The sequence below is a fragment of the Nonomuraea dietziae genome (genome assembly GCF_014195505.1).
GTDB classification, from domain to species: domain Bacteria; phylum Actinomycetota; class Actinomycetes; order Streptosporangiales; family Streptosporangiaceae; genus Nonomuraea; species Nonomuraea roseola.
In genome coordinates this window covers 1,637,139-1,649,505 of sequence record NZ_JACIBV010000001.1, presented here as the reverse complement: position 1 = coordinate 1,649,505, position 12,367 = coordinate 1,637,139, and the positions used below count along the sequence as shown (strand labels likewise).

Annotated in this window: 13 protein-coding genes; 4 read left to right on the top strand and 9 right to left on the bottom strand. The window is 71.5% G+C overall.

What is annotated here, in order from left to right:
* The first annotated feature begins 48 nt into the window (after window positions 1–48).
* Window positions 49–486: a GNAT family N-acetyltransferase gene (locus tag FHR33_RS08075; RefSeq protein ID WP_183645357.1), complete on the top strand. Its 438-nt coding sequence runs from the start codon at window positions 49–51 to the stop codon at window positions 484–486.
* 1 nt (window position 487) lies between these two features.
* On the opposite strand, the gene FHR33_RS08070 is transcribed toward FHR33_RS08075, so the two are convergent.
* The 4 genes from FHR33_RS08070 to FHR33_RS08055 all read right to left on the bottom strand — a co-directional run bounded on the left by FHR33_RS08070 (window position 488) and on the right by FHR33_RS08055 (window position 2,988).
* On the bottom strand, window positions 488–706 hold the full coding sequence (locus FHR33_RS08070) for a cold-shock protein (protein WP_183645356.1): 219 nt from the start codon (window positions 704–706) through the stop codon (window positions 488–490).
* A 97-nt stretch (window positions 707–803) separates the two neighbouring features.
* Window positions 804–1,934 (bottom strand): bifunctional WXG100 family type VII secretion target/C40 family peptidase, encoded by a 1,131-nt coding sequence (locus FHR33_RS08065; RefSeq protein ID WP_183645355.1) that lies wholly within the window; start codon window positions 1,932–1,934, stop codon window positions 804–806.
* On the bottom strand, window positions 1,931–2,227 hold the full coding sequence (locus FHR33_RS08060) for a hypothetical protein (RefSeq protein ID WP_183645354.1): 297 nt from the start codon (window positions 2,225–2,227) through the stop codon (window positions 1,931–1,933). Before FHR33_RS08060 ends, FHR33_RS08065 begins: the two co-directional genes overlap by 4 nt.
* 158 nt (window positions 2,228–2,385) lie before the next feature.
* A complete protein-coding gene (locus FHR33_RS08055; protein WP_183645353.1) occupies window positions 2,386–2,988 on the bottom strand; it encodes a TetR/AcrR family transcriptional regulator in 603 nt (200 codons plus the stop codon).
* A gap of 62 nt (window positions 2,989–3,050) precedes the next feature.
* On the opposite strand from FHR33_RS08055, the gene FHR33_RS08050 reads away from it, so the two are divergent.
* Window positions 3,051–4,196: an FAD-dependent oxidoreductase gene (locus FHR33_RS08050; protein ID WP_183645352.1), complete on the top strand. Its 1,146-nt coding sequence runs from the start codon at window positions 3,051–3,053 to the stop codon at window positions 4,194–4,196.
* Window positions 4,197–4,276: 80 nt separating this feature from the next.
* Here the strand turns inward: FHR33_RS08050 and FHR33_RS08045 are convergent, their stop codons facing one another.
* A complete protein-coding gene (locus tag FHR33_RS08045) occupies window positions 4,277–5,308 on the bottom strand; it encodes a hypothetical protein (RefSeq protein WP_183645351.1) in 1,032 nt (343 codons plus the stop codon).
* 221 nt (window positions 5,309–5,529) lie between these two features.
* Window positions 5,530–6,387: a GNAT family N-acetyltransferase gene (locus FHR33_RS08040; RefSeq protein WP_183645350.1), complete on the bottom strand. Its 858-nt coding sequence runs from the start codon at window positions 6,385–6,387 to the stop codon at window positions 5,530–5,532.
* A gap of 209 nt (window positions 6,388–6,596) precedes the next feature.
* Between FHR33_RS08040 and FHR33_RS08035 the strand changes: the two genes are divergently transcribed.
* Complete coding sequence (locus FHR33_RS08035; RefSeq protein ID WP_183645349.1) at window positions 6,597–7,034, top strand: hypothetical protein; 438 nt, start codon at window positions 6,597–6,599, stop codon at window positions 7,032–7,034.
* Here the strand turns inward: FHR33_RS08035 and FHR33_RS08030 are convergent.
* On the bottom strand, window positions 7,031–10,294 hold the full coding sequence (locus FHR33_RS08030; protein ID WP_183645348.1) for an indolepyruvate ferredoxin oxidoreductase family protein: 3,264 nt from the start codon (window positions 10,292–10,294) through the stop codon (window positions 7,031–7,033). The genes FHR33_RS08035 and FHR33_RS08030 overlap by 4 nt on opposite strands.
* A 79-nt stretch (window positions 10,295–10,373) precedes the next feature.
* Here FHR33_RS08030 and FHR33_RS08025 point away from each other — a divergent pair, with 79 nt between their 5' ends.
* Window positions 10,374–10,826, top strand: coding sequence for an Lrp/AsnC family transcriptional regulator (locus FHR33_RS08025; RefSeq protein WP_183645347.1), 453 nt, complete (start codon window positions 10,374–10,376; stop codon window positions 10,824–10,826).
* A gap of 4 nt (window positions 10,827–10,830) precedes the next feature.
* Here FHR33_RS08025 and FHR33_RS08020 read toward each other — a convergent pair whose 3' ends face one another.
* Both FHR33_RS08020 and FHR33_RS08015 read right to left on the bottom strand, forming a co-directional pair.
* Complete coding sequence (locus tag FHR33_RS08020) at window positions 10,831–11,418, bottom strand: cadmium resistance transporter (protein ID WP_183645346.1); 588 nt, start codon at window positions 11,416–11,418, stop codon at window positions 10,831–10,833.
* A gap of 61 nt (window positions 11,419–11,479) precedes the next feature.
* Window positions 11,480–12,355, bottom strand: a complete 876-nt coding sequence (locus FHR33_RS08015) for a GNAT family N-acetyltransferase (protein WP_183645345.1) — start codon at window positions 12,353–12,355, stop codon at window positions 11,480–11,482.
* Window positions 12,356–12,367: the final 12 nt, after the last annotated feature.

Below are 12,367 nucleotides of genomic sequence, written 5' to 3'. Positions count from 1 at the left end.
CTACTGGTCCGACCAGTGCACTAGGTGGCTCCTGTGTAGAGTTCCACCGTGCTCATCGAGGAACGTCCGCTCGCCGACGCCCAGCTCCAGGCCCTGCTCGAGGCGGCCTTCGCCGAGCTCGTCGCGCGCTACGGGCCGGAGGGACGCTCGGGCGTGGACCCCGCCGCCCGCTTCCTGGTCGCGGTGGACGAAGGGCGCCCGATCGCCTGCGCCGCCCTCCAGCAGGTGGACGACCGCACCGGCGAGGTCAAGCGGATGTACGTCCTGCCGTCGCACAGGGGGCGAGGGGCGGCGAGGGCGCTGCTGAAGGCGCTCGAGACGCTGGGAGCCGAGCTCGGCCACACGCGCCTCAGGCTGACCACGGGCATCCGGCAACCCGAGGCGATCGCGCTGTACGAGAGCGCGGGATACGCACCCATCCCGGCGTACGGCAAGTACGTCGACGAGCCGACGAGCAGGTCCTACGGCAAGGCGCTCGGACGGTAGGTCAGAGCCTGCGGACGTTGGTGGCGCAGTAGTCGAAGCTGTCCTGGGAGCGCTCGACGAGGTCGAACTCCACGGCGTCGCCTTCGTGCAGCTCCCTGTAGCCCTCGCCGAGGATGTCGCTGAAGTGAACGAACGCGTCGCGGCCAGGGGGAAGATCGGGGGAGGAGATGGCTCCCCAGCCTTTCTCGGCCTTCCAGAACTTCACGGTGCCTCGGGTCATGAGGAGATCATGCCCCCTCGGACCGCACAGGTGACAACCCCATGCCCTCCCCGGGTGGAACGCGGGAGCCGGCTGAGGGTGCGGGCCGGGGCCATGGTCAGCTGTTTCCCGGCCTGGTGAAGCCGAGGGGAGTGCCACTGTAGGGGGCGATCTTGACGTCGGAGCCCGTTCTGGGCGCGTGGATCATCGTGCCCTCCTTGGGGTCCAGCACGATGCCCACGTGGTCGGCGATGCCGTCGCCGTCGTTGTCGAAGAAGACGAGATCGCCTGGCTGCGCATTGCCGTCAGGGACGCGGGGCCCGCTCATCCACTGATCGTGGGCGACTCGCGGAATGCGGGTCCCCGCCGACTCGTACGCGCGCAGCGTCAGCCCTGAGCAGTCGAAGGAGTGGGGCCCTGTCGCGCCCCACACGTACGGGTCACCGATCTGCTTGAGCGCGTAGTCGATGACGGCCTGGGCGCGCGGGTTGGACGCCAGGCTGCTGGCGTTCGGCGGGACCGCCAGCGAGGGCGCGCCCGCGCCGCCGCCACCCCCACCTCCGGCGCCACCGCCTGATCCGTTCGCGCCGTACCCGTTGGCGCCGACCGGCGTGCTGTCCCCGTTGTAGGACGCCGACTGGGTGGTCGAGGTGCGCGGCAGGAAATCGGGGTCGGGGATCCAGCGCATCGTGGGATTGTTGCCGGGGACGAAGTCCCGGTCGCCGGGCGCCGGGATGGCGGAGAAGAACTGCACCTCGCCGAGGTACTTGCCGATCTCGTCGGTCGCGTTCTTGATGGCCTGGGTCGCCTCGGCCGTCGGCGCCTTGGCCCGCTCGAGGGCGTCGGACACCTGGGCCCTGATGCTCGTCAGCGAGATCGCGGTGGTCTCGGGGTCGTTGCGCTGCGCGTCCAGCCAGGCGCTTTTCTCGCGGTAGAGCGCCTGGACCTTGCCCTTGGCCGTCTCCAGCGCGGTCGCCGCGGCATCCAGCTTGCCGGCGCAGCTGGTCAGAGCGCTGCTCAGTGCCGTGCCTGCCTTGGGGTACTCGGCCATGTAGGTGGCGAAGCTCTCGGCCGCGCCGCCGTTCCACGCGTTGTTCACCGTGTTGACCGCGCGCCTGACGGCACCGGTCTCCGTGGTGATGGTGGTGGCCAGCGCCCGCCAGCGCTTCGAGATCTTCGAGATCTCGGCCTGGTCAGCGGTCAGGTCGTCGATGAGGCTCTGGATGGCGCTGAAGTATTGGTCCGTCACGCCTGCTCCGTCCGAGGACCGGGGGACGGGTCGGCCTTGCGAACGTTGTCGACGACCTTGTAGATGGCCGCCTCCACCTTGGTCAGGTTCTGCTGGGCGTGGCGCGTCTCGGCCTCGATCTTCGCCTCAAGGTCGTTGACGGCCTTGACCAGCTTGTCGGAGAAGCCCTCGAGGTCTCCGAAACAGGAGGCTCCGACGCTCGGCGGAGCCTCGTCGGCCAGGCTCTTGAACTGGTTGGCGACCCCTTTGGCCCTGGTCGCGCAGTCTTCGAGCCCGTCAAAGTAAATCTCCAACCCCGCCACGTGAGTCACGCCTCTCGTGCCACACCAACATCAACGGTTCCGAGAATCTCATACCTTCGGCACTTTTCGGGCGGGGTCGCGCGGCAGACCGCGTCGGCGCTCGCCTGATCACGCGGTCGTTCGGTCGCCTGGTGGGGCCGGAGGCCGCGTCAGCGTTCGGGGCCCTGCCGTGCCGGTCGAGGGTTGTCCTCGTGGCGGGCGCAGCCGTGCACGACGACCTGAACGACCTCCTGGACGACGTCCCTGTTGACGCTCCCCGGCGGCGCGGTGACCAGGCTGAACAGCGCACCCCCGTAGAGCGCGATCAGGGCGGGGATCCTCTCTCGCGGGATGGCGAGGCCGAGGTTGTCGTGGTGTCCGGCGGTGATCTGCAGCGACGTGTCCTGCAGGCCCGCGAGCACCGAGGCGAGCACCGGCCGGCGCGCGGCCTCCAGCCGCAGTTCGAAGATCGCCAGATAGCGGGTGCGCAGTGTGGTCGCCGCTGTGAGCAGCGATCGCGTCAGCAGGTCGACCAGCGTCGCGGGCTGCTCGGTGGCGCGGTCGGTGTCGGCGTGATGCAGCTCGGCGATGCGCTCCGCGGCGGCCACCAGCAGCGCCTCCCTGCTGCGGAAGTAGTTCGAGGCCGTCCCCTGCGGAAGGCCCGCTTCCTTCTCCACCGCGCGGTGGGTCAGGCCATGCGCGCCAGAGGACGCCAGCAGCTCGATGGCGGCATCGGTCAGGGCTCGGCGACGGGCCGGATTGGTGGGCGGCACAGGGCCATGTTAAACCAATAGTCGTAGTAGTACGATCGTAGTGAATAGGCGAGGAGGGTCTCATGCGGATCGTTGTGGTCGGTGCCGGGCTCGGGGGAGTGACGGCCGCGGTGGGGCTGCATCGCCTGGGCCACGAGGTGACCCTCTTCGAACGGGGCGCCGAGCTGAGGGAGGCGGGCACCGGGATCGTGGTCATGCCCAACGGGCTGCGCGCGCTGGACGCGCTGGGGCTGGCAGAAGACGTTCGCGGGCACGTCATGCATGCCGCCCGCGCCGGACTGCGGGACTGGCGCGGACGGCCGCTGCTGGTCACCGACGCGATCCAGGCGCAGCAGGAGATCGGGACGCCCGCCCTCATCGACCGGGCGGAGCTGCACCGGGCGCTACGCGCCCCCCTGCCCGCCGACCTGGTGCGAACCGCGACCCCCGTCGAGCGTCTGGAGCCCGATCCCACCGGCGTCAGCGTGATCAGCGACGGCGACCCCGTCGCACGGGCGGACGCCGTGATCGTGGCCGACGGCATCGGCAGCACGCTGCGCGGACAGCTCATGCCCGGCCACCCAGGGCTGCGGCGGACCGGCCGGATGGACCTGCGTGGCATGCTGCCCCGCCCTCCCGGAATGGGGACCGACCTGCTCGCCTGCCAGCTGGTCGACCGCCGTAGCGGGGCGATGTTCGGCCTGTTCCCCGTCGGCGAGGCCCGCCTGTACTGGTTCACCGACTCCGCCCTGCACGGGCCGCCGCCCGGCGTGGACGAGGCGCGCAGGCAGATGCTGTCCCTGATGGCCGACTGGCACCCGCTCGTCACGGCGCTGATCGAGGCCACCCCGCCCGCCGACATCTACGTTGACCCGATCACCTGCCTGGCCGAACCTCTGCCCTCGTTCGCGGCCGGCAGGATCGCGCTGCTCGGTGACGCCGCGCACGCCATGCCACCCGACCTCGGCCAGGGAGCCGGCCAGGCCTTCGAGGACGCGGCCGCGCTGACCCGCCACCTGACCGGCGCCGGGCCCGCGGACGTCGTCCAGCGGCTCCTGCGCTACGACGCCGAGCGCAGGCCCAGCGCCAACCGCATGATGCGGGCGGCGTCCCGGCAGTCGCGGCTGACCTCCCGGACCGGCCTCACCGCGTGGCTACGCGACGCGTCGCTGCGCGCCGTGCCGTCCGGGCTGGCCACCCGGCGGCTCGCCGCCCTCTGGCACGCCTGAGCCGCGCCGCCGTCCAGGGAGTCGACCAGGGCGAGGTGAGCCTGCCGAGACTCCCGGGGACGCGGCTCCAGGGCGGCTGGTCAGCGGAAGTCGGTGATGCGGAAGACGGCCAGCATGTCCGCGCCCCTGGCACCGGTGGAGAAGGAGGCTTCGGCGCCGACCCACCCGCGGAAGGCGCCCCTGTCGTCGATGATCTGCATGAGCGGTTTGACGTGGGAGTTGCCCGTGTAGCAGAACTGGCCGCGCTCCATCGCCAGGCAGGTGCACCAGTGCCACAACGTGTCGCGGCGATCGGAACTGGAGACCTTCGTGAGGTAGTACTGGATGGAGCTCACGTTCGCCTTCGTCCCGCCACCGTACTTGGGGCAGCCGCCCGACTTCTGGCACGCGCCCGAGGACGACGGCTGCAGGTAGGTCAGGCACCAGGTGGTGCTGGCGCAGGCGCGGAAGGCGGAGTGGCCGAACCGCTGGCCGCTGGAGTTGACGATCTTGCCTCCCGCCCAGCTCGTCAGATCCTGTCTGAGCGTGCCGGAGAACGCCTTCACCGAGCTCATCGCACGCCGCGTGCCGAGCGCCGCGTTGCTGCCGTATCCGTAACCGTGCGTGGCCAGCGTGCTGTGCTTGAGGTCCAGACGGGCGAGCGTGCCGTCGGAGGAGGGCCGCACGAACCACTGCTCGGTCCACGTCTGGGCGATCTTCCACCGGATGCTCACCACGTTCCCTGACACGGTGTACGTCCCGGTGCGGTTCTCGTCGGGGGCGCCGGTGAAGCCCCCGGCGGTGAGCACCTCGCAGGTACGGGGGCGCGATGCGGAGCCGCCCGCCTTGGTGGTGCAGCCCGCGTCGGGGGTGGTGCCGGTGCCCTGCCTGGCCTCGGGATGGCGCTGCCACCACAGATACAGGGCCGCGGTCACCGTGCCGTCGGCGGAGAAGCGGTAGCTGCCGAGTCGTACCCAGTTCTGGTTGGACGCGCCCTTCAGGTGTCCTTGCGAGACGACATAGGTGGCCTTGCCGCCCGGCAGGGCCACCGTGGACGCGGCGGCAGGCCAAGGGGCGATCGTGCAGGCGAGAAGGAAGGTGAGGACCGCCGCGATGGGGGGAACCGCGCGCATGGAATCTCCCTGTCAGCTCCGGACGTGCCGTCGTGCGCCGATATCCGGTCTGCGCCGGAAAGGCTCCCAGCCATACTGCCGGGCGATGGACCCCTTGTACGCCGAATGCCCAACAAGAGCGTGCCGTCCCGCCAGGTTCACCTGGATCGGGCCGACGGCGGGTGGCCGGGCGTGCCGACACCCCCGCGCGAGGCCGCGTCTCAGCGGGCTCGGTGCCGGCGTCAGTACAGGATGCTGGGCAGGTACGCCCCGGCGGGCTCGTTGTAGAGCCCGACGGTCATCAAGGTCATGAGCTGGGTGACCTTGAGCCCGTGGCGCAGACACCACTGCAGCAGCGCCGCGTCGCTCGCGGGCACGAGGATGCCAGGGCCGCCGAAAGCCGTGGCCGAGGCGATGAGCGCCTTGACGTCCTCGATCGTCTCTCCCACGGCGTGGGCGAAGAAGGCCAGATCCGTGGCGTAACCGGTCACCCGGCCCTCGTGCTCGACGACACGGGCCGTGCCCTGCTTGAGCGCGTCGCTCACCTCGCCGCCGCGGTCGACGCCGTGGACGCGCCTGGACACCTCGTTGCAGGCGGCCAGGTCCGCGTCCGTCGCCGGCCGTACCGTGTAGCCGGCGACGGTGCGCCCGATCGGCGGGCCCTGCAGGCAGGCCAGGGTCTCGCGGAACTGGAAGCCCAGGCCCGCGTACAGGGCGAACGACCTGCAGTGGTAGGCCGACTGCAGCAGCCGGATGCCCGGCGCCTGCCGCTCGTCGGCCCGGCGCATGACATCCTCCATGAGCCGGCGGCCGACGCCGGCGTTCTGGCAGGCCGGATCGACGGTGATCGGCCCGACGCCGACGACGCTCGAACGCTCGTCGAGGAAGTTGCTGCCGGCGATCCGGCCGTCCAGCTCGGCGGTCACGCTGTAGAACCCCGGGTGGCCCAGAAGCGTGTCCATCAGCCCGGTCGCGGCCTCCACGCTGGGAAAGTCGCCCACGAAGCCGTGTTCGCGGGCCAACTGGTCGAACGCTTCGAAGCAGATCCTTCCGCAGTCAGCCGCGTCGGCGCGCGCCCCCGGCCGTAGGAGAAGCTCCATGGCGTAACCTCCGTCTCCGCTGGTCACCAGCGCGGCATGTGTCCGCTCTGGATCGGGAAACGCCATCTCCTCCATGAAAGCACCCTGCCGTCGCACGGCGCAGCGCGGCAGGGCCGGTCCGCGCCACCGCCAGACCAGGGGCCCTGCGGACGATGCGGATGAGGCTGGCCGGGCGACGAGGTGGCCTCCTGGTTCCGATGCTTCCCCACATGGTGATCAGCAGTGTCCTCGGCGCACTCGGGGTCGACCTGGGCGGAGGCGAAGGCTCCACATCGGCTCCCCAGGGGGAGACGGTCTTCCTCGCGCTCGGCTTCGCAGGGATGGCCGTGGGGCTGGCCGTAGCCCTGCCGATCTACCTGAGGGAGAGATGGCCGCAGGCCTTCCTCGGCCAGGTCGGGGACGGCCCTGCCCGCTCGTCGACGCCGGTCACCATGGCGACGGCCGTGGCCGCCGGGCTGGGCCTGGTCTGCCTCTACTGGGCGCTGGGCGGGTCGCTGGGCCTCGACCCCGCTCGTGGCGCCCACATGGGCGTGACCGCCGAGTACACGATGGTCGCCGTCGTTCAGCACGCCTTGAGCATCGGCGCGGGCCTGACCTTCATGGTCGTCATCCTGCGAGGCGCCCGACGTGCGGGCGCCTCCCGCTAGGCGGACCGATCCAGCAGGGCCGCGGCGCGGGCGCGGTAGTCGGCGACCCCGCGCAGCTTGACGTGCTCGTAGCCGCGGATCACCTCGGGCAGCCGCACCAGCTCCATGACCGTCTCCTCCGAGGCCCCCGAGGCCAGGGCACGCAGCACGTCACGGGTGTACTCCTCCGGCAGCGACCGCTCGGTCCTGCGCACCTCGCCCAGACCGAACACGTCCAGCTTGGTGCCGCGCAGCGTGCGCAGGCCGTACAAGGCCTTGAAGGCGGGGTCGAACCACGGCCCGAGGCTCAGCTTGCGCTTCATCCCGAGCGCGCGCAGCACCGGCGGGTGCAGGTTGTAGGCGACGCGGGCGCCGTGGCCGAACTCGGCGGCGATCCTGGCGCGCTCGGCCGGGTCGAGGTGCAGCCTGGCCACCTCGTACTCGTCCTTGTAGGCCATCAGCCTGTGCAGCTGGGTGGCGTACGCCTCGGTGATCGCGCCCGGCGCGCGCGAGTGGACCTCGCGCACGGCCTCCAGGTAGCGCAGCGCGTAGCGCGGGCTCTGGTAGGCGACCAGGTCGGGCACCCGTACGGCCAGCAGCCTGTGCAGCTCGCCGTCGGCGAAGGCGATCCGCCGCAGCACCTCGGCCGAGGGGGCGGCGGGCTCGGGGACGGTGAACAGCGCCTCGACCGCCGAGGGAGCGCAGATCACCGCGCGCCCCCAGTGGAAGGCGGTGGCGGACTTGCCGAGCGCCTTCTCCATCGACTCCAGCGACAGCGGGATCAGCCCGCGCTGCCAGGCCGCGCCCAGCACGATCGTGTTGGCCTGCATGTGGTCGCCGAACAGCGCCTGAGCCAGGCGTTCGGCGTTGAGCGCGACGACCGAGCGGGTGCGCGACTCGAGAGCGGCCAGCTGGGGGCCGAGGTCGGTGACGTGCTGCGAGGGGTCGAGCACCATCGCGCCCGTGGGCGACAGGTGCGTGGAGACCACGGCCACCGTGCGCTCGGGGGAGGCGGTGCGCAGGTGCTTGGGGTCGGTGCCGCCGATGACGTCGAGGGCGAGGTAGGCGTCGACGGAGCCCGCGGTGGCCTGGGCGGAGCGGTCCTCGTCGCCGTCGAACAGGCGCAGGTCGGACACGACCGTGCCGCCCTTCTGCGCGAGGCCGGTCTGGTCGAGGCCGCGCGACTGGCGGCCGTCGAGCATCGCGGCCTTGCCGAGCAGCCGAGCGACCGACACCACGCCGGTGCCGCCGATGCCGACGAGCCTGATCGTGGCGTCTCTGACGACCACGTCGGGCGCGGGCATCGCGGGGGGAGCGGGGACGGCGGCGCGCTTGCGCGCGCCTGGAACGATCGTGAGGAACGACGGGCAGTCGCCCTCGACGCAGGAGTAGTCCTTGTTGCAGGAGGACTGGTGGATCTCGGTCTTGCGGCCGAACTCGGTCTCGACAGGCAGCACCGACAGGCACTCGGACTTCTGCCCGCAGTCGCCGCAGCCCTCGCACACCCGCTGGTTGATCGCCACGCGCTTCACCGGGTCGGGCAGGTCGCCCTTCTTGCGCAGCCGCCGCTTCTCCGCGGCGCACTGCTGGTCGTGGATGAGGACCGTGACGCCCTCGATCGCGGCCAGCTCGCGCTGCGCGGACTCCAGGTGGGCGCGGTCGCGCACGGTGGCGATGCGCGACAGCCGTACGCCCTTGTAGCGGGAGGGCTCGTCGGTGGTGACGATCACCTTGCGCACGCCCTCGAGCTCCAGCCAGCTGGTCAGCGCCGCGACCGACAGCGCGGGGGTGATCGTCTGGCCGCCGGTCATGGCGATGGCGCTGTTGTACAGGAGCTTGTAGGTGATGTTCACACCGGCGCCGACCGCCGCCCTGATGGCCAGCGAACCCGAGTGGTGGAAGGTGCCGTCGCCGAGGTTCTGGAAGATGTGACGGGTGCCGGTGAAGGGCGCCTGCCCGATCCACTGCGCGCCCTCGCCGCCCATCTGGGTGAGCCCCGTCAGCTCGCCCTTGCCCTCGGGGTTGAGCACGACCATGGTGTGGCAACCGATGCCCGCGGCCACGACCGAGCCCTCAGGGACGGCGGTGGAGCGGTTGTGCGGGCAGCCCGAGCAGAAGAACGGCGTGCGGGAGGGGCCGAGCAGCTTCAGCGGCTCGCGCGGGCGCGGCAGGTCGATGGAGAGCCGGTCGGCGAGCACCCTGGCGACCAGGTCGGCGTCGACGCCGCCGTGCTGCGGGATGACGGCCTTGCCGGTGACCGCGGGCGCGTCGGGCGTGCCGTACAGGACGTCCTTGACCAGGCCCTCCAGCAGCGGCGCCTTCTCCTCGACCACGATGATCTCGGAGAGGCCGCGGGCGAACTCCTTGACCACCGTGGGCTCCAGCGGCCAGAGCATGCCGATCTTCAGCAGGCGGACCTCGTCGCCGACGCCGAGCTTCCTCAGCGCCTCGCGCACGTCGTAGTAGGCCGTGCCCGCCGCGACGACGCCGAGCCGCGCCTCGGGCGCGGCGCAGGTGATCTGGTTCAGGCCGTTCTCGCGGGCGTAGGCGCGGGCCAGCTCCAGCCGCGGCCCGACCAGGGTGCGCTCCATGTCCAGTGAGTACGGCGTGAGCAGCGTCGCGTCGGGTGTGTGCCGGTACGGCCTGCCCTGCCACATCACCTCGGGCATGACGGGCTTGATCCGCTCGGGGTCGAGGTTGACCGTCGCGGTGGCGTCGACGACGTTGGCCACCGCCTTGATCGCCACCCAGAGGCCGCTGGCCCGCGAGGCGGCGATCGCGTGCCTGCCCAGGTCGAGCAGCTCCTGCACGGTGCCGGGGTAGACCACGGGCATGCCGAGCGCGACGAGCGTGCTCTCCGTGGCGCTCGGCAGCGTGGAGGACTTGCAGGTGGGGTCGTCGCCGCAGAGCGCGATCAGCCCGCCTTCGGGGTGCGCGCCGACGAAGTTGCCGTGCCTGAACGCGTCGGCCGCCCTGTCGACGCCGGGGGCCTTGCCGTACCAGACGCCGAGGACGCCCGCCTTGCGGGGATCCGGCAGCGCGGTGACCAGCTGGCTGCCCCACACCGCCGTGGCGCCCAGCTCCTCGTTCTGGCCTGGACGGTGCACGACGCCCTCGGGTGTCGACCTGGCCAGCTCCTGGTCGAAACCGCCCAGCGGCGAGCCAGGATAGCCGGAGACCATCGCGCCCGTGTCCAGCCCCGCCCTGCGGTCGGCGGCGAGCTGGTCCTTGAGGAGGTGCACCAGGGCCTGGGTGCCGCTCATGAACGCGTCGGTGGTCATGTCGAGAGATTATTTCAGGGGTCGGGATATCCGATGTCAATACTTGCGGCGATTTCCGCAGTGGTTAGCATCTATTGCCATGGATGCCACAGATCGCGCAATTCTCCGTCTACTGCAGGAGGACGGACGGCTCAGCAACATCGAGTTGGCCGAGCGGGTACGGCTGACGCCGTCGCCGTGCCTGCGCCGGGTGCGCAACCTGGAGGAGACGGGAGTGATCACCGGTTACCGCGCGGTTGTGGACGCCGGAGCGGTCGGACGCGGCTTCCAGGTGCTGGCCTTCGTGGAGCTCGAGGGCCAGGACGCCGAGACGGTGACGGCCTTCGAGACGGCGGTCATGCAGGTGGAGGACGTCATCGAGTGCCTGCGCATGTTCGGCCGCCCCGACTACGTGCTCAGGGTGGCGGTGACGGACATGGAGGCCTACAGCCGCCTGTGCCTGGAGAAGCTCGGACGCCTTCCCGGCCTGGACAAGCTCACCTCGCAGATCGCGATGAAGGCGCTGAAGCCGGGTGGCTCACTGCCGCTGTAGCGCGCTACAGGACCCCGCCCTCGACGAGGATGAGCAGGCCGAGGCCGACCAGGACGACGGGCAGCACGACGTGACCCCAGCGCGCCAGCGTCCTGGCGACGAACGGCCTGGTGGCGAGGAAGCGGCCCGCCGCGCACCAGACGGCGACCAGGGCGAGGAAGACGAGCACGTAGCCGGTCATGGCGCCGGTACCGGCCGTGGCGAAGACGGGCACGTAGACGCCGATGTTGTCGCCGCCGTTCGCGAAGGTGACGGCGGCCACCGCGAGCGGGCCCGCCGCGCCGTCCTCGACCGTGCTCTCCTCGGGGCTCCCACGCTCGCGCCACGCCTGCCAGGCCGCCTTCAGCCCGAGGGCCAGGGGGAGCAGGCCGAGGTAGGGCAGGAGCGCGGGAGGGAGCAGGGCGGCGCCGAAGGCGGCGGCCACGGCGAAGGCGAGGATGGCCGCGAAGCCGAGATACTGCCCGGCGACGATCCGCGCGGCTGAGCCTGGACGCCCGGAGGTCCTGGCGAAGAACAGGGCCAGGATGACCAGGTCGTCGAGGTTGGTGACGGCGAACAGTCCCGCCGCCTGTCCGACGAGGCCGAGATCCACGGGCGCGGGGCATCCTCTCGGTGGGGGGCGCGGTCGCGGATCGACGATAGCGGCTGGGCCGTCAGAAGTAGTCGGCGACCCAGTGGATCGCCGAAGGCGAGGCGAGAGTGGGGGAGGGGTCGACGGCCAGTGGGCGGGCCATGCCGCTGGTGTCGGCGACGGTCTCGAGCTCGGCGAACAGGAAGGGCAGCGCGGGCTCGCCGGGGGTGAGGCGGGCCTCGGCCCGGGTGACGCCGCGGGCGGCGGCCTCGGCGGCGACCCACGAGAACAGCTCGGGCAGGTGGCCCGCCGCCTCCAGCACCTCCACCGAGGTGTCGTGCCAGCGCAGGGCCACGTAGCCCGAGCCCTCGGCCAGACGCAGGTCGACGGAGTCGTCGTAGTGGGCCGGCACCCTGTGGCGCCAGTCGTCGGGCGAGCGGACCGTGGTGAGCGGCCGGTGGGCGTTGTGCCTGTCGTACAGCTCGGCCAGGAGCGGCCACTCGGCGACCGAGGCCCGCCGCACGCCGGACGTGTCGCGTGTCGCGGCGGCGAGCGGGCCGCGCGTCAGCGACTGGGAGAAGACCTTGTAGCCCGAGCTCTCGTAGACGCCGGGGCTGCCGGTGAACAGCAGCGACCAGTCGCAGCCCGCCTCGGACATGCTCTCCAGCGCCATACCCAGCAGGCTCCTGATGTGGCCGCGACCGCGCGCGTCGGGACGGGTGGCGACGTTGGCCACGCCGCCCACCAGGTCGATCCCGCCCTCGGCGTTGCGCACGCGGCGCGGCAGCCAGTAGACGACCGCCTCCACGCCGTCCGAGCCCTCGGCCACCATGGTGCGGGGCAGGCGGTCAGGATCGCTCCGGTAGAGGGGCAGGAGCTGGGGGGCGGCGAAGCAGACGGCCCACAGGGCGTGGAGGCCGGGCTCGTCGGCGGGGGTGGCGGCGCGGTAGGTGGTCATCTGGTGCTCCTT